Consider the following 23,525-nt stretch of genomic DNA (forward strand, 5'->3'; position numbering starts at 1 on the left):
AAAAGCCTTATTTCAAAAGCCTTACATTAGGATATTTTGTGCTGCAACAACCCCACTCGCTTTAGGCGTAAAACCATAAGCAGCCAAACCCATCTCACAGCCTGATAGGGCCGCTAGTAAAGATAACTCATTGCAGTCACCTAAATGGCCGATTCGAAAGACTTTCCCTTTTAATTTACCAAGGCCAGTACCAAGGGATAAGTTGTATTTCTCATGGATGAGTTTACGCAGTGCATCTGCATCAATCGATTCAGGTACTAATACGCTGGTAACCACTGGAGAGTAGACACTTGGATCCTGACACAGTACTTCAAGTCCCCAGGCTTTTACAGCCGCTCGACAGGCGAGTGCTAGTTTTTGATGGCGGGCAAACACTTGATCTAACCCTTCACCCAAAATCATATCGATCGCTTCGGATAAGCCGTAGAGGAGATTGGTAGCCGGTGTGGTGGCAAAATAGCCAGTTTGATTGGCTTCTAAAATTTCATCCCAGGCCCAAAATGCTTTGGGGAGGGTGGCAGTTTTACTGGCAGCTAGCGCCTTTGCGGAAATGGTATTAAAACTGAGGCCAGGAGGGAGCATCAGACCCTTTTGTGAACCACTGACGGTTACGTCCACACCCCAGCCTGAGTGTTCGTAATTGGCAGAACCTAGACCGGAAATTGTATCTACCATTAATAAGGCCGGATGATTTGCGGCGTCCATGGCAGCTCTTACCGCCGCAATATCGGAAGTAACTCCAGTGGAGGTTTCATTATGAACCACACAAACCGCTTTAATAAGGTGGTCTGGATCTGACTTCAGGCGTTCTTCAATGGCTTTTGCATCCACCCCACCACGCCAACCTTCTAAGCCTGGTTTAGAAATAAATTCGGTATTTAAGCCAATTCTTTGGGCAAGTCGCTTCCACAGGGCGGCAAAATGACCCGACTCATACATGAGAACCGTATCTCCGGGATTTAAGGTGTTGACCAAAGCTGCTTCCCAAGCACCCGTGCCAGAGGCGGGATAGATAATTACAGGATCATCGCTTTTAAATAAGAGGCGAATTTTTTGCAGTAACTCTAAACCAAATGCGCCAAACTCTGGACCACGATGGTCAATGGTTTGGTAACTAATGGCTCTTAATACTCTGGAGGGAACTGGACTTGGTCCCGGAATATGTAAAAAATGTCGACCTGAGGGATGGTTATCTAGTTTAAGCATTGGAATGAGTACTTTCTTCTTAGTGTTTCTTAGTAGATACTTTTTGCGGAATTTCAATTATATTAATACCTAAAATATAACATTCAACGCTATGCCATCGATTAATTTTTTGATGGAGTGAGTTGAGCAACCATCTTGGAAATAATGGAGACGAGTCAACAACTTCAAGCCCTTTTGTTAAAAAACACAAGTGGTGATGTATTCACTGATTTAGCTAGTCGTGGCCGTTATGCAACGGACGCTTCCATTTATCAGACCATGCCAATATCTGTCTTCATCCCGAAAACGGCTGAAGATATTGTTTGCGCGATCAATATTGCTAGAGAACTTGAGATTCCAGTCTTACCTAGAGGTGGTGGCACGAGTCAATGTGGTCAAACCACTGGAGCTGCTTTGGTCATTGATAACTCAACCCACTTCCGGAATATGCTGGAGCTGAATGTAAATGACGGCTATGTAGATGTCGAGCCTGGCATTGTGTTGGATCATCTGAATCAGCGCTTAAAAAAACATCATGTCTGGTTTCCAGTGGATGTATCTACTTCTGGGCAAGCAACGATTGGTGGCATGGCGGGGAATAATTCCTGCGGTAGTCGTTCCATTGCCTATGGCAATATGGTGCACAACGTCTTAGGGATTGATGCTTGGTTAAGTGATGGCCAACCACATGCCTTCGAATTGATGCAACATGCTAGCGGTAAAGTGTTAGAACTAGGGCAGTTTGTTCAACAGTTGGCACTGCAACATCGTCAGGAGATGGAAGAAAAATGGCCCAAGGTATTGAGAAGAGTGGCAGGTTACAACTTAGATGTCTTCCATAATCAAAATGAAAAACCCTACACGAGTGATGGGCGAGTGAACCTAGCTCATTTATTAGTCGGTAGTGAAGGTAGCCTCGCCTATTTTAAAAAATTACGTTTGAAATTAGCTGAACTACCCCAGCAAAAAACCCTTGGCGTGATTAACTTTACGAGCTTTTATAAAGCGATGGAAAGTGCACAGCACATTGTGAAGTTGGGACCTTGTGCGGTGGAACTGGTGGATCGCACAATGATTGATCTGGCCAGAACCAATCCCGCCTTCAAAAAAACCATTGAAACAGGTTTGAAAGACCCGCAAGCACCTACCCCAGAAGCAATTTTGTTAGTGGAATTTGCGGGTAATGATTTGCCAACACTCAAACAACAATTAAGTAGCCTAGTAGAGCTGATGGGTGATTTAGGTTTGGCGGGTAGTGTGGTGGAAATGATTGATCCGCAGATGCAAAAAAATCTTTGGGAAGTGCGTAAAGCGGGTTTGAATATTATGATGAGCCTGAAGGGCGATGGGAAACCCGTTAGCTTTATCGAAGATTGCGCGGTTCCCCTAGAACACTTAGCGGAGTACACCAGTGCACTAACAGAGGTGTTTTCTAAATATGGTAGTCGTGGCACTTGGTATGCTCATGCCTCAGTCGGGACCTTGCATGTTCGACCGATCTTGGACATGCGTCGGGATGGTGCAGTAAAAATGCGTGCCATCGCAGAGGAAGCTGCTGCTTTAGTGGCGAAATATAAAGGTGCTTTTAGTGGTGAGCATGGTGATGGAATTTCGCGGGGGGAGTGGATTGAGTGGCAATTTGGCTCAAACATCAACCAAGCGTTTAGAGAAATTAAAAATGCGTTTGACCCCAGTAACCTGTTCAATCCTGGGAAAATCATTGATCCGCCGAAAATGGACGATACGACCTTATTCCGGTTTCCACCAAGTTACCAGGTCATTCCCATTCAGCCCGTTTTAGATTGGTCGAGTTGGAATGTGCAAAATAATCCCTTAACGGAAATGACCTCAGCGCCAGGCTCTGGAGGCGACCCAGCCCAAGGATTCGCCAAAGCTGTTGAAATGTGTAATAACAATGGCCATTGTCGGAAATTTGATGCAGGCACGATGTGTCCCAGTTACCGTGTGACTCGAGAAGAAAAGCATGTCACGCGTGGTCGAGCAAATACCTTAAGGTTAGCCTTGTCGAATCAGTTGCCAGAAGCTGGCTTAGCCAGTGAGGAAGTGAGAGAAGTGTTTGATCTTTGTGTGAGTTGTAAAGGCTGTAAGCGCGAGTGTCCTACTGGCGTTGATATGGCAAAAATGAAGCTCGAATTTACGCATCAATACAAATTGAAACATGGCTTTACGCTACGCGATAAGTTAATTGGTAATTTGCCCCAATATGCGCATTGGATTGCCAATACTCCAGGACTGCCAGCGGTTTTAAATTTTAGAAATAAAAACAAGTTCGTTGCGAATCTACTCGAAAAATTGACCGGCATTTCTACCAAAAGAACTTTACCCAATTGGACCAAAGAAACTACTTTTAGATCTTCCTTGGAAGAGGAATTTGGTTTAGTTAATTTAACGGATTTACCAAATTCTCATAAGCCAGTAGTGTTTTGGGTGGACACCTTTAATGGTTTTTTTGAATCAGAGAATGTCCGTGCTGCCTTACAAGTGTTAAAAGCGGGCGGATTTAGTGTTCACTTATTAAGAAAAGAGAAAGGGCATTATTGTTGCGGTAGAACGTTTATGAGTACTGGCATGATGGATAAAGCCCATGCTTCTGCTAAAGAGCTTTTAGATGTGTTGATGCCCATCACGCAATTAGGGATTCCAATCATTGGCCTTGAACCCTCTTGTTTACTGAGCTTAAGAGATGAGTACCTAGTCATGGGCCTTGGTTATAGTGCACAAGAATTAACACAGTTAGCCAACAATTCAAAATTGTTCGAAGAGTTTTTACGAAAAGAATTAAGTCACGGCCGCTTACATTTAAAGCTTCAAGAGGCAAAACAATCTATTCAAGTACATGGGCATTGCCATCAAAAAGCCATGGATACTGTCAACCCTCTCTTAGATCTATTAGAGCTGATTCCTAATGCGGAAATTACTCTGATTGAAACCTCTTGTTGTGGGATGGCGGGAAGCTTTGGCTATGAGGCAGAGCATTACGATGTTTCAATGCAAATGGCTGAATTATCTTTATTACCAAAGATCAGAACCCACGCGAATGCGATTGTTGTGGCGAACGGTGCGAGTTGTCGTCATCAAATCCATGACGGCGCAGAGAGGCAAGCATTACATGTAGCAAGAGTATTAGCAATGCATTTAAAAGAACAGTCTTTTAGTACTTCAGTTTTCTCCATCAACGTATGAGGTGAGGTTCAGTATGCAAAGTTTTCAGAAGAAACAAAATTTTAAATTTCTAGTTGGGATATTTTTGATAGCCGGTTATATGTCATCTCTGGCATTAGCGCAAAACAGTAATCAAGTAGGTGCTTATCCAAATAAGACCATTCATTTGATTGTGGGTTTCGCTCCTGGTGGCGGTACCGATATTGTGGCTCGTGCAATTGCACCAAAGCTTGGGGAAATTTTAGGTCAAACTGTGATTGTAGAAAACAAATCTGGAGCGGCTGGCACTATCGCAGCAGACTTCATCGCAAAAAGTCCAGCGGATGGTTATAACTTGTTAATGGGGCATTCGAATTCGAATGCAATCGCACCGTTTGTTTTAAATAAGGTACCTTACAACCCTGCGACCGATTTTTCAGCGATTACCTACCTTGGTTATGTGCCCAATATATTAGCGATTAACCCAGCAACACCAGCGAATACGGTGAATGAATTAATTAATATTGCCAAAACGAAACCAGGCGAAATGACCTATGGCTCCTCCGGTATCGGCAGCACGCAACATTTGGCAGGTGCACTATTCGGTAAAATTGCGAATATTGATATTCGTCATGTTCCTTATAAAGGCAGTGGACAGGCGATTATTGATTTGATGGCTAATCAGATCTCTATGAATTTTGATACGATGCCGCCCTTATTGGAGCAAATCAAAGGTGGTAAGTTAAAGGCTTTGGCCATTTCAACACCGAATCGATTGGCCATCTTACCTAACTTGCCAACTTTTAATGAGGTAGGTATTCAGGGATTTGATGTAACCAATTGGTATGCGATCATGGGGCCTAAAAATATGTCCCCAGCGTTAATCGATAAAATCAATAAGGCGGTCAAGCAAGTCATGAATGACAGCAGCATTAAAGTCACCTTAGATTCTCAGGGACTGCAAACGACCGGGCCTAATACCCCAGCCGAATTTTCTGCTTTTATTAAACTGGAGTTAGATAAGTACCAGAAGATGGTCAAAGAACTCAACATTAAAACAGACTGAAAAAATTTCACAATTCATTACAAAATCGGAGACATGGATGACAACGCATGCAAAAATAGGCTTTATTGGGTTAGGCATTATGGGAGGTGCCATTTCGAATAATTTATTGAAAGCAGGTCACCAAGTGATTGGTTATGATGTCTCTCCCAGCGCTATCGAGCAGTTTGTGGCAAACGGTGGTCAGATTGCAAAGTCCCCATTAGAAGTTGCTAATGCAACCCCTTTTATCTTTACTTCTTTACCCACCGAGAAAGTGGTGAGAGAGGTATTTACTGGCAAAGAGGGTATTTGTCATAGTGAGTTACCCAATGTGGTGATGGAACTCAGTACGATGCCTTTGACATTAAAAATGGATATGTTTGCAGCGATGCAAGACGTGAATAAGTTTTTTATGGACTGTCCGGTAAGTGGGACGGGCGCTCAAGCTATCACTGGAGATTTAATTGTGTTTGCCAGTGGTCACAAAGAGGCATTCGAAAGTGTGAAAGATGTTTTCCCTAGTATGTCGAAGTCGAATTACTATTTGGGCGAGTGTGGCAATGGTTCGAAAATGAAATATTTAGCTAATTTGTTGGTAGGGATTCACAATGCTGCTGCGGGTGAGGTTTTTGCTTTAGCTGGTAAAGCGGGGATGAATTTAGATGATGTCTATGAAGTCCTCAAAGATAGCGCTGGTGGATCAAAAATGTTTGCCATTCGTGGGCCATTGATGGTGAATGATCAATATGATCAGATCACCGCGACAGTCAATACTTTCATGAAAGACCTGTCGATTATTTCAAAATTTGCGGCAGACCTAAATTGTCCTACCCCATTATTTGATACCACCCACCAACTGTATTATTCAAGCTTAAATCAAGGTTATGGTGAGGCTGATACGGCAGTTGTTTGTAAAGTACTCGAGCAAATGGCCGGGGTCAAACGTTGACATCCTCCCCGCTCTGAACGACGAGGTTTTCCGCACGATTAGATTAACAAATGGGCTTTGCTCTGCAAAGCCCATTCTTTATGAACTAACTTGGTTTATGCAGCTGCTTCGTCCTCTGGTGCAGTAATACTGCCATAGTGGGTATAGGTATTTTTCATATACCACTGAAAATACGACCAATAGCTCTGTTCTGGATAGAGTGGTGGATTGTCGGTGCTTTGACACGTTGGCAAACAAGATGCTACGGCATCTAAGCTAGTATTAATGAAACAGGCAAAAGAGTACCGGTCATTGTTTTTAGGCGGTAGTACGCGATGTGGCGTTGCTCGAAAGCGATTATTGGTCCAACGTGATAAAAATAAGCCGGTATTAACAATAATGGCTCCTTCTGGTACAACGGGCCAAAACCATTGACTATGCTCATCTAGTACTTGTAAACCTTGTTCAAGCGCGGGTGGCAAAAAGGTCATAAAGCCAGTATCTGCATGGGCACCTAAGCCAAACTCTTGGTGTTCTACGAATGCAGTTTTTGGATATTTAGCAATTCGAAAGTAGCTATAAGGTTCCTCAAAATAAGGTAAGAAGAAATTTTCTGGAAGCTCTAATGACTTGGCCCATACCGGCAGAAGTTTTAAACCTAGTGATTGGACCGTACTCATATATTTTTCTACGGTTGTCTGAAAACTAGGTAGTTTTTCTGGCCATCGGTTTCTTGAATAAAACTGCTTCCCAGCTAATACTTCAGGATGGTCTTCAGCATAATCCGTAGCGACCACCATACATTCGACGGAGTCTAATTTGGTATGTGTTTCATAACTTGAATGTTTTAGGATGGTAGCTCTTGATGGGACATACCCCCTTTGATGATCCGTGACTTTAATTTTTAATTTCTCTTCATCATCCAAAGCATGAAAAGCGCGGGTAGCTGCTTCCATTTCAGCAATTAATGCATCAGAGATTCCATGATTAATTACACACAAGAAGCCTAGTTTTTCACAGACCTCTCGCCACTCTGCACTTAACTGTTCAAGGGCACCAGGATCACCTCTTAAATACGGCCCCAAATCAATTACTGGCAGTGCTCTGCGTGGCATCTCGGCATCACGCGCATCGATTGCAGGTGAGTTCATTATGTTTTGTCTCCTATTTTTTATTTTTAAAATACCATACCTTTAGTGAACTTGTAATAGGGATCTTTCACTAAAGGGCTTTCCAATGGATCTAGGTGATTAATTTCCCAGGGTTTTTTTGATAGATTGTTTTAATGAGATCTGCAGTTCGATACGATAACGCACCCAATAAACCAGTTGGGTTATAGGCGGAGTTATGTGGAAATACGGATGAACCCAGAATGAATAAATTGTGTAGATCCCAACTTTGGCAATGTTTATTGACGACGCTATTCGATGGATCTGTGCCCATAATAGTACCTCCCGTATTATGGGTAGATTGATAAACTGCTGCGTTCCATGGGGTTACTCTAGGTGCTGGCTTTGTCATGTGAGTTGGATTTAATGACTTACCAATTTGATCGATGATACCTGCAGCAAAAGTAGAAATCTTATGTTCATTCGGTTTGTAATCAAATGTCATCCGCATGAGGGGAGTGCCAGCAGAATTTTTATAGGTGGAGTCTAAGTCAAGATAGTTATAGCGGTTCGGCATCACACTGCCATTCGCAGCAATCCGCATCGTTTTTTGATACCAAGTCGCCATAGATTCTTTCCAAGCAGATCCCCAACTTGGTGTACCTGGTGGCGTTGGATGGTACTCGAGTGGGCGACCATTAAAGAAGCCTCCCCAAATGGTCGCTCCACCGACGAAATTTTGTGGGGTGCGATCGAAGTCCCAATTAGCATGAAAGTCATCCATGACTGTAATCAGTCCACCAGCAGACATAAATGGATTAAAGATTTTATCTTTAAAAAATAGGTTCGCATTTGCGCCAGTTTGATAGGCGTAGTTTTTACCAATTAAGCCTTTTTGAGTAACTGGATCATACACTTGACCGATTCCAGAGGTCAGCATGAGTTGCGTGTTATTCAAACCAAAAGCTGCCAATATAACGATTTTCGCCGCTTGAAAACACTCTTCGCCGGTGACGGTATTGAGATAGCTGACACCCGTGGCGTTCTTCTTATCTTTACTCATCACCACTTTAGTCACCCAACTATTGGTGCGTAACTCGAAAGAAGGTTGACGCAATGCGACCGGTATCACCGTATTTAAAGGAGAACCTTTAGCATTGGATTCACAACCAAATTTTTCACAAAAGCCACAGTATTGGCATTGACCAAATTGAATCCCATCTGGGTTTTTATAGGCGGCTGAGGCATTGGCAGTGGCAATCGGAAAAGGGTTGTAGCCTAAATCTTTGGCGGCCTTTGTAAACAAATCACAGGCTAAACTTTGTTTGAGTGGGGGCAGTGGGTACTGATTTTTTCTTGGCGCCTCAAAGGGATTTCCCTCTTTTTTTAATTGACCATTGAGATTTCCTGCAACGCCTGAAACCCCAGCAATTTTTTCAAAACGATCATAATACGGTTCTAATTCAGCGTAGGTAATGCCCCAGTCTTGAATTGTCATATCTTCTGGGATGAATTTTTTTCCGTAGCGTTCAACATAGTTCGATTTGATCTTGAACTCCATATCCGTCCAACGCCATGTCTGACCATTCCAGTGCACACCTGATCCACCTAAGCCATCTCCGGGAATAAATGAACCATATTTACGCATCGGCAAAGCCATTTGTGTAATGGTATTTCGAACTGTCCAAGTTTCTTTTTTGAGGTTTTGTGCAAGACCAGTTCTCGCATGATATTCCAGTTCATCTCGAATATGAGGTACGGAAAAGTCGTTTTCCACTGTTCGATTGGCGCCACGTTCAAGGCCTACTACTTTCATACCTGACTCAGAAAGCTCTTTGGCGAGAATGCCACCACACCAGCCCATACCAACAATCACTACATCCACTTCTGCAAAATTTTTAGCCATCTCAAATCCTTCGAATTAACTGATATCAGAAATACTTAAAGTATTTGAGACAAATGGTTTGTTTTTATAGGTTTCAATATTAATGGCATGGGTCGCAATCACACCAGGGAAGCCAAGCATACGCCAACTGGCTTTGTTCGCATTGCCACCATAAATTGGGTCACAAAAGAAACCTTCATTGACCGTTTGATATAACAAGTCAAAAAATGTTTTACCTGATAAACCATTTTCAAAGGTAATCTGAGCAGATTGTAGTTTCTTTAATAATTCTTCTTTGGTGTTTTTGGGTAATAAATGGAAAGTATTTTGGTGATTTTTTACACAATATAAGTTCATTTGTTCGATGCCAAGGCGAGCTAACTCGGCTGGCGTCATAGGCAATTGGTAGCCCTGAAAGGCTGTTCCAGCCTGCCAAGGGCCATTGAGATACAGTCGATCACCTTTACCCCAGCCATCATTCAGCGCTCTATCCATAAATATATTCACTCCCAAATCACTACCCTTGGGACTATATTGATCCGCCGGAATCATATGATCTACCAATGCTTCGACAAATTCTTGTTCTGCAGGGGTAAAGAAAACATAACCTTTACTTACTGACGGCTCGGCTGCTGGCTTGGTGGGTTGGGAATTATTATTCTGTGCACTTACTGCCATTGAACTACCAATCGCTACAGAGCCGATTGCTGACTTTAGTAAAGTTCTTCGGTTTAATTGAAAGCCTTGGCCTGTATCAGCCTCTTTTGAATTACTCATATATTGCCCCTTTTTTAATACTTATTTTTTTAATATTTTAAACAAGTCTAAACCATGTAGATTAAACGAGGCTTTTGTTTCCGCAATGCCCCACTTCAATGAGCAAGAATGAAAACGCTAGAAACACCTATTTAGGTGTTTTTAATGGTTTTGTAGCTGTTCTGAATTTTCGAGGAGTTGATCCCAAAGCGCTTTTGCCGCAAAGGATAGGCTACGATTCCGTTTTTTTACGAAATAAATGGGCCTAATCATCGATGGGTCGCGAAAGGGAATCGCGATAATCTCTGGCCGATTACACAATGTAATCGCTGACTCTGGAACAATACTAATACCAAAACCATTGGCAACTAATCCAGCTACCGAATTTATTTGAGACACCTCAAAACCACTGTCATGAATCCCAATATCTTTAAACAAAACGTTTAATTTTTGTCTGATACTACCAGTTTTTGAGGTGAAAATAAAAGAACGGTTTTTGAGATCTTCAATCTGGATTGAAGAGTTCGTAGCTAGGGGGTCTGAAATATGGCAAAGTAAAAAGAGTCGTTCATTGATAAATAAAGTTTTTTCGAAGTCAATTTCATACTTAAGGTGGGCGACAAAACCAAAATCCACTTCCCCAGCCGATATTAATGCTAAGCAGTCATCTGCCACAACATCGTGTAATTTCAGAACAATCCCTGGAAATTGAACTCTAAACTCTGCTAGTTGTTTCGGTAGCAAAGAGGCTACTAGGGAAGGAGGAGCACCAATGGCAACTTTGCCGGCGTTTTTAGCAGACCGAAACTGTACTTCATGAACTATCTGCGCCATTTCATTGGCAATCCGGTGGGCTCCGATAGAAAAGATCTTGCCTTCGGGGGTGAGTGAGACATTTCTGGTGTTCCGGTCAAATAATTTCACGCCAATTTTTTCTTCGAGTCGGCTAATCATTTGACTAAATGCCGAGGCTGAGACATTACAACGTTCGGCTGCAAGAGAAAAACGTTGCGTTTCCTCTAGAGCTAAAAAGGCATCTACTAACCGACCAGAAAGATTCATAAGTAAAACTTCATAATTATTAAGTTAAATTAAGTTTACATTAATTATGTCGTAGTTCAAAATTTGGTTTTGGAGGGATTGATTGCAAAACTTTAATATTTCTTATGCCCAGAGTTTTTTCGGTGATCAGATTGATACTGTGATTCGAACTGTGGACTGTATGATCAAGCGGCGTTTGCCAGGTGCAATCGTTTTTGAAAACTTAGTGATGCCTGGTAATCACTCCTCCCATTCGGATTTTTTGAATCAACTAGGATCGGCTGCAATTCTGAATCAAGCAACTGGTAAATTGATTACAAAGTGCCTAGAAAATCATCTCCTGATCATCTGTAATTATGGCGAAAACTTTCCGGAGGTATTAGCGCAATCGATCATCAAATTTGCCATGGAGTTAGGGTTATCTTCGCCAAAGATTATGATTGACAGCGATAAAATCTTGCCAAGACACGGTTTCCCTGGAGTTCCTTTTTATCGCTTTGATCATCAGCATCATGCTACTTCTATCTTTTATAAAAACTTCCAAAATGGGCGAGATATTGCGGATGGTATTCAGTCTGGTGCGCAGATTCTGTTTACCAAAAATTTATCCTATTCATCACTGATTTTGGGAACCTCTATGGCGCATTTTGATTGGTCTGAGATGGATCAAAACCAATTGGCGAGCGCATCGATTATTGGCTCGATATTGGAATCTGATGGGCAATCAGAACACTTCTCGACGAGGATGGAAAACTTCGATAAATCTTTAACAGAGAAGTCAAAAACATTCGCAATCGCAGAATTTTCTGACGATGGTAGCTGTGTAATTTCTAAGTCTGATGCAGCAAAAGGTTTTTTAAATAACTTCATTGTGAAAAAGTTATATGAAATTGAAGAGCCCCATGCTCTGATTACGCAAGACATCATAGCGGATATTTGTAAACTAGTTGTTGAAGATCTAGGTGAAAACCAAGTGAGAATAAGGGGTGTTGTCGGTCATCCCTTGAGAACGATTCAATATCTCGATGATGTGGCGCTCTAAGGCATCTACTGTCAGTCTTCTTTAAAGATACAATCGGCATCCCTCCCTAGTAGAGGCATTCGTAGCTTGCACAACTATATATTGAGTATTTTTTTGCTCAGTTCTCGTTTAATGGCGATTGCGACCGTGATTCAGTTATCATTATAAAAAATACAAATAATTGGGGACATCGTATGAAAATAAATGATTTTCAGTATCGTTTATGGAAAAAATCTTTTCGCCTATTCAACATTCTTACTTGCGTCATTGGTCTTTTGCCAATAGCCGCATATAGTCAATCCACTTCTTTTCCACAAAAACCCATTACTCTGATTGTCCCTTATACCGCAGGGGGTGGAGTTGATTCGATTGCCAGATTGATTGTCCCCTTGTTATCTGAAAGATTAGGACAAAGAGTCGTGATTGAAAATAAGCCAGGTGTGTCTGGCATGGTTGGGGCGCAATATGTAGCAAAAGCGAATCCAGACGGTTATACGCTACTTGCTGGTAATACGACCACGAATGCGACGAATTATTACTTAACGAAAAGTTCTGGATATCACCCCATTAAAGATTTTGTGCCTCTTTCTTTATGGGATAGAGGTCCAACGGTATTAGTCGTACCGATGAATAGCCGTTTTCAGACTGTAAATGATGTGATTAAAGAATTAAAGAGTAAGCCAGGTAGTCTTAATTACGGATCCAGTGGTTTAGGTAGCGCGCATCATTTGTCCGCTGAGGTCTTTATGCATCTTACGGGGACATCGATGCAACACGTACCTTATAAGGGGGGGCCTGGTGTCATGGCGGATCTCATTGGTGGCCAATTAGATTTGGCGTTTGAAGTGGTGCCAGTTGCTAGCCCGTTTATTAAGAGTGGCAGGCTCAGAGCTCTGGGCGTAAGCAGTAAAGCAGAAATTCCCGCATTACCAGGTGTAAAACCGATTGCCGATATTGCAGTGCCTGGCTTTCAAATGGAAACTTGGCAAGGTGCTTTTGCTCCTGCTGGAACTCCTTTGGAAATTACCGAAAAATTAGGGAAAGAATTTGCTGCGGTGATTCAAAACCCACAAGTTCAACAAAAAATGCAAGAGCTAGGCCTCATTCCAGATTATCGCCATAACAATGAATTCAAAGAATTCTTGCAAGCGGATTTTGCAATGTGGGGTAAGTTAGTTAAAGATGCCAACATCAAAGCAGAATAGTTCAACCTATTAAGGGATCGTTTTGAAAGTTCAATCACTCCAGATTCAAGCTGTTAAAGTTCCACTCGAAAAACCAATCCCAAGTGGTCGGATGGTGATTTACTCAGCAGATGCTCTATTAGTTACGCTAAGAACCGATGATCATTTTGGGGAAGGCATGGTCTTCACACTTAATGGTGTTCGACTTAGCCTCATTCGCGAAATGATTTTGAGCTTAGAGCATCTTGTCATTGGTCGTGACATTAGTACCCATGGGGAATTTATTGCCCATGTTTGGCGGGAGTTGGTTTTTTTAGGTCAACGAGGCGTTGGGGCTGTCGCACTTTCTGCGCTTGATATGGCCTTGTGGGACCTCAAAGCCAAGCATGCAAACCAAAATGTCAGTCAACTATTAGGGGTTGTTCAACAGAGCTTACCCATGTATCGTAGTGGCAGCTTACGACTTTCTGCTTCAATTTCTGAATTGGAAGCGGAAGCTACGCAACTAGTCAACGAAGGTTTTAAAGCCATCAAAATGTCTCTAGGCTCTAAAAAGATAGCAGATGATGTGGCGAGAGTGAAAGCCGTTCGACAAGCTATTGGCAATGAGATTGAACTGATGACCGACTGTAATCAGCAATTGACAGTAACGCATGCGATTCGTTTAGGTCGCCAATTAGAAGCGTTTCAATTAGCCTGGATTGAAGAGCCAGTTGTGTTTAGTGATCATCTCGGCGAAGCGCAAATTGCAGCGGCTCTAGATACCCCGATTGCGAGTGGAGAAAATGAATTCACTGCTCTAGGTATGATCGAGATGCTTGAAAAAAAATCGGCAGATATCTTGATGCCTGACTTGCAAAGAATGGGCGGTCCTACTGAGCTCTTAAAAGTTGCTCACTTAGCCAAAGCCGCTAATATTGCGATTGCGCCACATTTGTTTACACAAATGTCACTACCACTAGCGGCGTCAATGACGAATGCGATTTATGTAGAGTACATGCCGTGGTTCTCACCACTCTATGAAGAACAATTGGTTTTAAATCCAGACGGTACCGTGAATGTGCCAACCACACCTGGCTGGGGATTTCAGTTTGATCAAAGTGCGATTCAGCAATTCTTATATAAATAAAAAGTAGTTAGTTGAAGTTGGAAATCAGTAGATTGGCGAGTTAAATTTTTAGAATGTCATTGAACATCATAGGAGACAAATCAATGAAAAAAGTTCTGTTAATGAGTATGTTGGGGCTGAGTATTCTGGCCAATGCACAGACCAATAATGACTTACTGATCGGCTCTAAGAACCCAGAAAATGTGGTGAATTTTGGCTTGGGCTACGATCTAAAAATGTTTAGTTCTCTAAAACAAATTAATAAAAAGAACGTCAAACAATTAGTGCCTGTCTGGAGTTCTAGTGTCAGCAATGAAATGGGGGAGCATTCTCAACCTACCGTCTTTGACGGTGTCATGTATGTCGTGAACGGCAATTGGACCTTTGCGTTTGATTTAGAAACGGGGCGTCAGATTTGGCGCACACCCGTGCAATATGAACGTGCTGCTTTAAGAGTGGCTGGTGGTGGAGCGCTCATGCGTGGGCCGGCAACGATTTATAGCGGTAAGTTATTCCGTCAATCGGTTGATGATCACTTAATGGCCTTAGATATGAAAACCGGTAAGGAAATTTGGAAGACCAAATTTGCTGATTGGAAAGACGGAACCAAAGGTGTAATTGCACCGATGATTGCGAACGGCGTGTTAATCAGTGGTATGGGCGGTAGTGATACAACTGCGCGAGGCTTTATTGAAGGGTATGATCCAGAAACTGGCAAACAACTCTGGCGTACTTATACGATTCCTGCCCCAGGAGAACCTGGATCAGAGACTTGGCCGACTAAAAATAGACCCGATGCCTGGAAGTATGGTGGTGGTTCAACTTGGCAATATGCAAACTATGACCCGCAACTAGATTTAATTTATATCGGAACGGGGAATGCTGAACCGTATAACCCTGAGTATCGAGACGGTACAGATGGTCTTTATACATCGAGTATCTTAGCGCTTCGACCAAAGACAGGGGAAATGGTTTGGTTCTATCAATACGTACCAAACGATAGTTATGACTTTGACTCTACTGCTGAGAGTATCTTAGCGGATGTGAAAATCAATGGCGAAGATCGGAAAATTTTGATTAACGCGCATAAAAACGGATTTTTATATGTCCTCGATCGTACCAATGGCAAATTACTTTCTGCCAAGCCGTATGTCAAAGTGAATTGGGCTAGTGAAATTGATCTAAAAACAGGCCGCCCAGTATTAACGGATATATTAAGTCGAGCAATGAGTGGTGAGACGGTGGATGTCTATCCTTCACGTGGCACTAATGCAGTATTAAATGCCTATAATCCCAAGAAAAACCTCATGTACATCAATGCTTGGAATCAAGCGCGGGTGATGAAGTATGTAAAAGCTGAGTTCAATTTAGGCTCAGATTATACGGGCGTTCAATCGGGATACAAAACTCCAGCCGGAGAGCCATTAGGATTTTTTAAAGCTGTTGAGCCCTTGAGTGGTAAAGTCGTTTGGAGTGCACCGGTGACGGATATGTTCAACTCCGCAGGTGTTTTAGCGACTGACGGCGATTTACTCTTCACTGGTAAATTAACGGGTGAATTTATTGCTTTAGATCAAGATAGTGGCAAACAATTATGGCAATATAAAACTGGCTCAGGGATTAATGCTCCTCCAATTACTTATTCATACAAAGGACGCCAATATGTAGCGATTCTTTCTGGGATTGGCGGTAGTAATCCGAAGCGATTTGCTGGTGATAAAGTACCGACTGGTGGTTCAGTCACCGTATTTGCCTTACCTTTAAAAAATTAATGTTTTAAGAAACATATTGAATGAAAAGTAGAAAATTATTAGTACTATTGACGATAGGTCTTGGGCATTGTTTGCAGCTTGGTGCTCAAGAGATGACTCCAGTGACAGTTGGTGAAAAGACCTATCAACAATATTGTGCGGCTTGTCACGGCGCGCAAATGAAAAATCCCCAATGGGGCTTCGATTTAGGGAAGTTTCCACGAGATAGCAAAATTCGATTTATCGATTCTGTTACATATGGCAAAAATGCGATGCCCCCTTGGGAGGATGTTCTTAGTAAAGATCAGTTAGAAGCCTTATGGGCCTATTTGCAATCAGTGCCTGCATCAATGTAGCGTACTCAGTAGTTTTTGCTGAGTAGCTTTTATTAGTAAGCCATCTTTACGATCGTGAAGATGGCGTTGCTTTATTGGGGTTCAATCCCTGCTGATGCAGCAATTTTTTGGTACTTCACAATATCTGCTTTCACAAACTGCTTGACTTGATCTAATGTCATATGACGTGATTGGATACCTGCTTTTTGGAATGAGTCCTTGACCTCAGCATCCTGCATGGCTAACCCAACATCACGATTAATTTTCTCAATAATAGGCGCCGGAGTGCCTGTTGGTGCCCATAATCCCACCCAAAGATTAATTTCAAAATTTGGGTAGCCCTGTTCTGCAATCGTCGGAATCTCAGGCATGATCTCTAAGCGATTTTTACTAGTCATCCCCAACACTCTTAACCGACCCGATTTGATCATGCCCATTGCCGCATCTACTGGAGCCATATAAAAAGTCGATCGTCCTGCCATCACATCCGCAATAGCGTCTGGAGAGCCTTTGTAGGGCACATGTAAAAGTTTGACGCCAATGGTTTGATTGAAGTATTCCGCAGCCAGGTGGGTGGAGCTGCCAACGCCAGCTGAAGCAAAGGCCATACTAGACTGTTTCACTTTAGCCATCGCTTCTAAATCTTTAACGGTTTTAATTGGATATTCAGCGTTAGTCACTAATGCATAAGGAGTCATCCCTAGAATATCAATATCGATAAAGTTCTTTCCTGGATCATAAGGAAGTTTTTTATAAATGGAAGGGTTTGCAGCATAGGAAGCGGATTGAATTAACAGAGTATATCCATCTGGCTCTGATTTAGCCACGAAGGCGGTACCAATGGACCCTCCTGCACCTGGTTTGTTTTCCACAATGACTGGTTGTTGCCAAAGTTTAGATAAATATTTTGCGACGATTCGAACGGTGAGATCAGCACCAGATCCGGCCGCTGGCCCAATAATCTTAACGGTTCTGCTGGGCCATGGTGGTTCTTCTGCAGGGGCGCTTGCAACAAATAATAAGCTAGTACATTGAAGAAGAAAAAAGAATGTCAGCCTTCTGTGTGAGGTGAAATTTTGTAACATAGGTCTCTTAATAATTGTTATGAATAGTTATACTACTAGTACATTCTAAACAAAAATAATTGGAGACGTGGTTATGCAGAAAATTGCCATTTTAGGCACTGGTGCAATTGGTGCAAGTGTAGGACTTGATTTAATCGAAGCCGGACACGATGTCATCTTGATTGATCAATGGCCTGCACATGTCGATGCGATGAAGCAAAATGGTCTTTTTGTAAAAATGCCAGGTAGTGAACATCAGCAAGCTGTGAAGGCTTACCATTTAAATGAAATTTATACCTTGAATCCTCAGTTGGATGTCGTGTTACTCTGTGCCAAATCGTATGACAGTATGTGGTTAACTCAGTTCATCAAACCCTATTTAAAATCGGACGGTGTTTTGGTCTGCGTACAAAATAGTTTCAATGATGAATGGGTTGCACCGATCATTGGTAAAGAAAGGGATATCCCCTGTGTCATTGAATTATCTGCTGCCATTACGGAGCCTGGCAAAGTACAACGTAATACAAATCGCCAAGGTACCTGGCTTGGGCTAGGGGAGTTGGATGGTCAAATAACACCTCGTCTTGAAGCCCTCAAAAACCTCTTATCAATTGTTGGAACGACGGAACTAACGAATAATATTTTCGGATCGAAGTGGTCAAAGTTGATTGCTAACTCAATGACGCAAGGACCAATTGGGATGTTGGGCATGAAATCATCCGAGGCAGTCCTCTTAGATGGTTTCTTTGAAATTGCTTTAGCGGCTGGGATGGAAACCTTTTTAGTTGCCAAAGCAGCCGGTTTTACGATTGAGCCAGTATTTGGTTTAGAACAAAGTGATTTTGATGGCTCACCCCGCAATGCGGTCGAACTTTTATATAAGACCTTAGTCAAACATATTGGACCTCATTCAAGAAACGCAGTGGTTCAGGACCACTCCAAAGGGCGACGCACAGAGGTGGATTATTTAAATGGCTACGTTGTTAAAAAAGGATTGGAGTGTAATGTGCCAACGCCGATGAATACTGCCGTTACGAAGATGAATCAGATGATTGCGGATGGTGTTTTTCCGGCCGAAGCACAAAATCTACAAAGAATCCAAACACTTCTAACCTGAGAAGATCATCATAAAAAATATTAGGAGACCCTATGAATAACACAAATATTAGTAATAAAAGAAATTTTTTAAAGATCTCTTCTTCCTTGTTAGGTAGTTCACTCTTGGCACCATGGGAAAGCTTTGGGCAAGAGAAAAAGGCGGATCTAGGCGCTAGTCAAGATGCAACCAAAAGAATTGCTCAATATGCATTGAGTGTCAGATATGACGATCTACCAGAAAAGATTGTGAATGAATGTCTGCGCGCCTTTGTTAATTTTGCTGGGGTAACCACGGGTAGTTGCAGGCATGAAGCCGTCGATATTTCGATTAAAAGTTTAGCGCCAGTTTCAAAATCTAACCAAGCTACCATTTTGGGTAGGAAAGAGCGATTTGATATTTTAAATGCAGCGTTCATTAATGGCGTTTCTAGTCATGTATTTGATTTTGATGACACGCATTTAGTCACTAATGTGCATGCGGCAGGACCAATTGCGAGTGCTTTACTTGCCTATGCGGAATATCGCCCAGTTTCAGGCCGAGAGTTTTTAACTTCCTTTTATTTGGGAATTGAAATGTCTATTCGCCTCTCGAACGCTTTGCATCCAGGTCACGCAGGAGTGGGTTGGCATGTTTCTGGCACTACGCCAACCATTGGTGCTGCCGTTGCTGTAGGGCGACTCATGGGGCTTACTGAGCAACAAATGATGTGGGCGATTGGCTTAGCGGCCTCGCAACCGGTTGGCTTTAGAGAATCCTTTGGTTCCATGAATAAAAGTTTTAATCCGGGAAGAGCTGCTTCCAGTGGCTTATTCTCTGCTTTGTTAGCCAAGAATAACTTTACTAGCTCTAATCAAACCATTGAGTCACGGATCGGTTGGGCAAATTCATTAAGTCTGACTAGAGATTATCAAGAAATGTTGGGTGATTTAGGCGTTCGTTTTGAAACAGCTCTGGATACCTATAAACCATTTGCTTGCGGTATTGTGATTCATCCAGCGATTGATGCCGCGATTCAATTACGTAATGAATACCGCTTACAACCAGAACAAATTAAGTCGATTCTGTACAAAGGTAATCCTATGGTACTTGAATTGACGGGTAAAAAAACACCGCAAACGGGCTTAGAAGGAAAATTTAGTGTGTATCACTCGGTAGCTGTTGCGCTGTTAAATGGTAAAGCGGGCGAGAAAGAGTACTCTGACCAGATTGTTTTAGATCCTAAAACCATTGCCATCAGAAATAAAATTGAAGTTGCAGTCGATGCTAATATTCCGAAAAAATCAGGAGATATGACCATTACCTTGAATGATGGCAGAGTCTTACATCAATTTATAGAAAATGCCGTGGGTAGTGTTGAAAAGCCAATGACGAATGCCCAGTTAAATGAGAAGTTCCACGATTTAGTAGATGAAGTGATGCCGAGAAAAAATACGAATCAATTACTCGATGCGAGCTGGAAGATTCATACCATGGCCAATGTCGGCAAGTTTCCTCGATTAAGCGTCGTCTAAGCGAAGAAGTAATAGTCATTTAGAATGAGGTAAATTTTTTTTTACCTCATTCTTTGAATATCTCTTAAAAACTATTCGGACTTAATATTGGCCTGACGCGCAACACCGCTCCATTTATTAAATTCAGATTTTAAATACTGGTCAAACTCTTCTGGGGAACTTGTGATAATTTCAATCCCTAACTTATCCATTTTTTCTTTAATCTCCGGACCACTCATCGCGAGCTTGATATCACTTTGTAGTTTGGAGACTAATTCTTTCGGTGTTTTCGCTGGTGCCAATACGCCGGCCCAAAGCGCTGCGTGAAAACCAGGAATTAGTGTCTCTGCAACGGTTGGCACTTCTGGTAACAATGGCGAGCGCTTTAATCCCGAATAAGACAAGGCCTTTAGTTTGCCTGCTTTAATTTGTTGAATTGCCTGTGAGGGACTTCCAATATTTAAGTCCACGACTCCTGTCATCGCATCCAACATCGCTGGCGCTCCGCCAATGTAAGGTACATGAACCATCTTGATGCCTAAAGTGGAGTCCATTAATTCCTGTGATAGATGATGGATTGATCCATCACCTGGAGTTGAGTAGGTCACCATGCCTGGTTTTGATTTGGCTAAACTCACTAATTGGGCTAAGGAATTGACGGGTAATTTAGGATTTGCCATCAACACGAGTGGTGAGTCACCAACGAGGCTCACCGGTGCAAAATCCTTAAAGGAGTCATAGGGTAACTTTGGTCGAATTGCTGCGACGACCACATGGTTTGTTAAGATGACCAGTAATGAATAACCATCAGGATTCGCTTTAGCAACGGCATCTGCCGCAATCGTACCTGAGGCACCGGGACGGTTTTCGACAATCACAGATTGTTTCCAAACCATGCTTAAACGCTCTCCTAATTCTCGCGCCACAATATCAGCCATACCACCTGGTGGAAAACCAACGACTAGCTTTACTGGTTTATTCGGAAAAGTTTGGGCTTGTGCATGGATTGATAAACAGGCCATGAACATCACATTACCAATAAGGAATATTTTTTTAATCATTAATAACTTCATTTACTTGACTCCTGATGATGGGTTAGCCACTGATGGGCTTGTTTTAAATTCGGAATGACACCAATACCCACTTGCTGGGATAACTGAAAGGTGCCATTTTGTACTTTTGGAAAGGGTTCGGCTAAAAGTTCTCTAAGTGGGTTTTCGTTCACATCGAGTTCTAATAAGCCATCACCACCTATCGCACTTAAGACATGCGCTGAGGTGAGTAGGCCAACGCCACTACCAAGCCAATGAGGGCAGTAGCGCAGACCTTGTTGCAAAGTGTTTTTAGCGACTATCCAATTGCCGGTCACTCCACCCCACTTGCCCACATCGGGTTGAAGTATTTTTAACCACTGACTTTGCTCGTTAAATGAACTACCCCGCAAGTTCTCACCGCCAGCGAGTGGGGCAGTAAATAGCTGTGCACACTCTTGCCAATCCTCTTTGCTCGCATTAGCAAGTAATGGTTCTTCAATCCAGCGTAGGGGAAATGGATTGATCATTGGTGCGATTTGGCGAATTTGCTCAATCGTCCAACCTTGATTGACGTCCACGAATAACTGCTCATCCTGCTGTAAATTGTCACAAATATTTCGCAGATTTTTTTCATCAATATCGGCACCAAAGCCAATCTTTTGTTTAAAAGCCCGAAATCCTTGAGCTCTGCTATGGGCTACTACTTCAGGGCCATCCGCAGGGTTGAGACCGCTGGCATAAACGGGTAAGGCGCGCAGAAGACCGCCTAAAAAATTCGCTAAAGGTAGATGATTTTTTCTGGCGAGCAAATCCCAAATAGCACAATCCAGTCCAGCAATCACAGAAGAAAATGGTCCAAACTCCCCGGTCTGAATTTGCATGGCAAGGGTTTTTTGTTCTAGAAAAGTCCAACATGCTTGCGGATTATCAAAGCTTTTGTTTTTAAGTAATGGAAAGATAATTTGATGAACGATATTGTTTTTATGATCTGCCGCAAAGGAAGGTAGGGTGGCATAAATTTCCCCCCAGCCAAAACAGCCGTCTAGATCCTCTACCCTAACTAACAACGCCACTCGTAAATTAACTGTAGTCAAGGTCGAAACAACCGGTTTTTGTACTGGAGCTTTAAAAATAAAGGTACTAACCCTCGCAATTTTAAATTCGGTTTGATACTGTTCTAAATTCGGTAATAGTTCAAGATTCATGATGGGATGGTCATGCTACGGACGATTTCTTCATTTGGGTCGCACCCAAGTCCAGGCACTGTTGGCAAACTAATTTCTCCATTACTCGCTAAAACCGAATGACCTAATGGATTATTCGTTAAGGTAGCAAACGAATATTCAATCAAAGGTTTTTCAGGTAAGCAGGTGGCCAAATGTAAGGTAGCTAATAAGCCAGGCCCAAAGTAAGGGGAGTGTGGCATTACTGGAATATTAAACTTTTCTCCTAAAGCGATGATTTTTAGCATTTCAGAAATGCCGCCAATTTTGGTGACACTGGGTTGAATAAAGTCGACCGCATTCGCCTCAATCATTTGCTCAAAATGTTTGAGGCTTAAATTGTTTTCACCGGCCGCAATCTTCATCTTGCCATAGCGCTTTACTTTAGCTAAGTTACTAAAATCTTCGGGAGGCCAAATAGGTTCCTCTAGCCAATAGAGTTCAGATGGTATCAACTGATCAATCATCTCTATCGTGGTTTGATAATCCCACGGACAGTTCACATCCATCATGAGTGGCAAGTCTAACCCCATCACTTCTCGAGCGGCCTGTACCTTATCTACGCCAAGTTCATGTAATTTGATGGCTCTAAAGCCCTTGTCTAAGGCATCTTGGGTATTCTTTTTCACGAGATCCACCGTACCATAGCGCATCAGACTGGCGTAACAAGAAAAGGATTGATGTGACTTACCCCCAAAGAGCTCGGTTAAAGATTTATTTTCACGTTTACCTTTTAAGTCCCACAGGGCAATATCTAAGCCGGATAGTGCGTAGGTAACGGGGCCAGTTCTGCCTAAAATATGTAATTGTCTTTGCAGTTGATTCATCAAAGCAGGAATATCGGTTTCGTCCCGACCCATCATCAGCGGAGCAATTAAGTGTTCGAATGCTTGTTTGGTCGCTGGCCACACCGATAAACCAAAAGCTTCGCCCCAGCCAACTAAGCCCTCTTCCGTTTCAATCCGGATCAATAAAACTTCCATTCTTCGCGGGATCCCTGCAAAGGTCGGCTTAGGACCGCCAATCTCATAGGGAATACTGATAGGTATTGCTTGTGCTGAACGTATTGTCATCGCAATACCTCCTTTTAGGTCTCCAAAATTTT

Annotated in this window: 19 protein-coding genes; 10 read left to right on the plus strand and 9 right to left on the minus strand. The window is 42.5% G+C overall.

Features of this window, described 5'->3' with window-relative positions:
• Positions 1-21: 21 nt before the first annotated feature.
• Positions 22-1,206 (minus strand): pyridoxal-phosphate-dependent aminotransferase family protein, encoded by a 1,185-nt coding sequence (locus tag B8983_RS05220; protein WP_084283079.1) that lies wholly within the window; start codon positions 1,204-1,206, stop codon positions 22-24.
• Between the two features lie 144 nt (positions 1,207-1,350).
• Between B8983_RS05220 and B8983_RS05225 the strand changes: the two genes are divergently transcribed.
• The 3 genes from B8983_RS05225 to B8983_RS05235 all read left to right on the plus strand — a co-directional run bounded on the left by B8983_RS05225 (position 1,351) and on the right by B8983_RS05235 (position 6,341).
• Positions 1,351-4,389, plus strand: coding sequence for an FAD-binding and (Fe-S)-binding domain-containing protein (locus B8983_RS05225; RefSeq protein ID WP_084283080.1), 3,039 nt, complete (start codon positions 1,351-1,353; stop codon positions 4,387-4,389).
• 79 nt (positions 4,390-4,468) lie between these two features.
• Positions 4,469-5,413, plus strand: coding sequence for a Bug family tripartite tricarboxylate transporter substrate binding protein (locus B8983_RS05230; RefSeq protein WP_159460822.1), 945 nt, complete (start codon positions 4,469-4,471; stop codon positions 5,411-5,413).
• 37 nt (positions 5,414-5,450) lie between these two features.
• Positions 5,451-6,341, plus strand: a complete 891-nt coding sequence (locus B8983_RS05235; protein WP_084283082.1) for an NAD(P)-dependent oxidoreductase — start codon at positions 5,451-5,453, stop codon at positions 6,339-6,341.
• Between the two features lie 95 nt (positions 6,342-6,436).
• On the opposite strand, the gene B8983_RS05240 is transcribed toward B8983_RS05235, so the two are convergent.
• The 4 genes from B8983_RS05240 to B8983_RS05255 all read right to left on the minus strand — a co-directional run bounded on the left by B8983_RS05240 (position 6,437) and on the right by B8983_RS05255 (position 11,132).
• Positions 6,437-7,471 (minus strand): isopenicillin N synthase family dioxygenase, encoded by a 1,035-nt coding sequence (locus B8983_RS05240; protein WP_084283083.1) that lies wholly within the window; start codon positions 7,469-7,471, stop codon positions 6,437-6,439.
• A gap of 91 nt (positions 7,472-7,562) precedes the next feature.
• Positions 7,563-9,335, minus strand: coding sequence for a GMC family oxidoreductase (locus B8983_RS05245; protein ID WP_084283084.1), 1,773 nt, complete (start codon positions 9,333-9,335; stop codon positions 7,563-7,565).
• Between the two features lie 15 nt (positions 9,336-9,350).
• On the minus strand, positions 9,351-10,091 hold the full coding sequence (locus B8983_RS05250; RefSeq protein WP_084283085.1) for a gluconate 2-dehydrogenase subunit 3 family protein: 741 nt from the start codon (positions 10,089-10,091) through the stop codon (positions 9,351-9,353).
• A 141-nt stretch (positions 10,092-10,232) separates the two neighbouring features.
• Positions 10,233-11,132: a LysR family transcriptional regulator gene (locus B8983_RS05255; protein ID WP_084283086.1), complete on the minus strand. Its 900-nt coding sequence runs from the start codon at positions 11,130-11,132 to the stop codon at positions 10,233-10,235.
• A gap of 82 nt (positions 11,133-11,214) precedes the next feature.
• On the opposite strand from B8983_RS05255, the gene B8983_RS05260 reads away from it, so the two are divergent.
• From B8983_RS05260 to B8983_RS05280, 5 genes are all read left to right on the plus strand, one after another.
• A complete protein-coding gene (locus tag B8983_RS05260) occupies positions 11,215-12,153 on the plus strand; it encodes an acyclic terpene utilization AtuA family protein (protein WP_084283087.1) in 939 nt (312 codons plus the stop codon).
• Between the two features lie 173 nt (positions 12,154-12,326).
• The gene (locus tag B8983_RS05265; protein WP_084283088.1) at positions 12,327-13,337 is read left to right on the plus strand and encodes a Bug family tripartite tricarboxylate transporter substrate binding protein; all 1,011 of its coding nucleotides are present in this window, start codon (positions 12,327-12,329) and stop codon (positions 13,335-13,337) included.
• A gap of 22 nt (positions 13,338-13,359) precedes the next feature.
• Positions 13,360-14,445, plus strand: coding sequence for a mandelate racemase/muconate lactonizing enzyme family protein (locus B8983_RS05270; RefSeq protein WP_084283089.1), 1,086 nt, complete (start codon positions 13,360-13,362; stop codon positions 14,443-14,445).
• 83 nt (positions 14,446-14,528) lie between these two features.
• Entirely contained in the window at positions 14,529-16,196 is a 1,668-nt protein-coding gene (locus B8983_RS05275) for a pyrroloquinoline quinone-dependent dehydrogenase (protein ID WP_084283090.1), read from the plus strand.
• Positions 16,197-16,216: 20 nt separating this feature from the next.
• The gene (locus tag B8983_RS05280) at positions 16,217-16,531 is read left to right on the plus strand and encodes a c-type cytochrome (protein ID WP_084283091.1); all 315 of its coding nucleotides are present in this window, start codon (positions 16,217-16,219) and stop codon (positions 16,529-16,531) included.
• A 71-nt stretch (positions 16,532-16,602) separates the two neighbouring features.
• Here B8983_RS05280 and B8983_RS05285 read toward each other — a convergent pair whose 3' ends face one another.
• Positions 16,603-17,595 (minus strand): tripartite tricarboxylate transporter substrate binding protein, encoded by a 993-nt coding sequence (locus B8983_RS05285; RefSeq protein WP_084283092.1) that lies wholly within the window; start codon positions 17,593-17,595, stop codon positions 16,603-16,605.
• Between the two features lie 73 nt (positions 17,596-17,668).
• Here B8983_RS05285 and B8983_RS05290 point away from each other — a divergent pair, with 73 nt between their 5' ends.
• Positions 17,669-18,691 (plus strand): ketopantoate reductase family protein, encoded by a 1,023-nt coding sequence (locus B8983_RS05290; RefSeq protein ID WP_084283093.1) that lies wholly within the window; start codon positions 17,669-17,671, stop codon positions 18,689-18,691.
• 32 nt (positions 18,692-18,723) lie between these two features.
• Positions 18,724-20,184, plus strand: coding sequence for an MmgE/PrpD family protein (locus tag B8983_RS05295; RefSeq protein WP_084283094.1), 1,461 nt, complete (start codon positions 18,724-18,726; stop codon positions 20,182-20,184).
• 71 nt (positions 20,185-20,255) lie between these two features.
• Here B8983_RS05295 and B8983_RS05300 read toward each other — a convergent pair whose 3' ends face one another.
• The 3 genes from B8983_RS05300 to B8983_RS05310 are packed head-to-tail and all read right to left on the minus strand — an operon-like array spanning position 20,256 to position 23,493.
• Positions 20,256-21,236 carry a tripartite tricarboxylate transporter substrate binding protein gene (locus B8983_RS05300; RefSeq protein ID WP_084283095.1) on the minus strand — a complete coding sequence of 327 codons (981 nt, stop codon included), beginning with the start codon at positions 21,234-21,236 and terminating at the stop codon, positions 20,256-20,258.
• Positions 21,233-22,402, minus strand: coding sequence for a mandelate racemase/muconate lactonizing enzyme family protein (locus B8983_RS05305; protein ID WP_084283096.1), 1,170 nt, complete (start codon positions 22,400-22,402; stop codon positions 21,233-21,235). Before B8983_RS05305 ends, B8983_RS05300 begins: the two co-directional genes overlap by 4 nt.
• Positions 22,399-23,493: a mandelate racemase/muconate lactonizing enzyme family protein gene (locus tag B8983_RS05310; RefSeq protein ID WP_084283097.1), complete on the minus strand. Its 1,095-nt coding sequence runs from the start codon at positions 23,491-23,493 to the stop codon at positions 22,399-22,401. The genes B8983_RS05305 and B8983_RS05310 overlap by 4 nt, the downstream gene beginning before the upstream one ends.
• Positions 23,494-23,525: the final 32 nt, after the last annotated feature.

The organism is Polynucleobacter kasalickyi, assembly GCF_900176405.1.
Classification (GTDB): domain Bacteria; phylum Pseudomonadota; class Gammaproteobacteria; order Burkholderiales; family Burkholderiaceae; genus Polynucleobacter; species Polynucleobacter kasalickyi.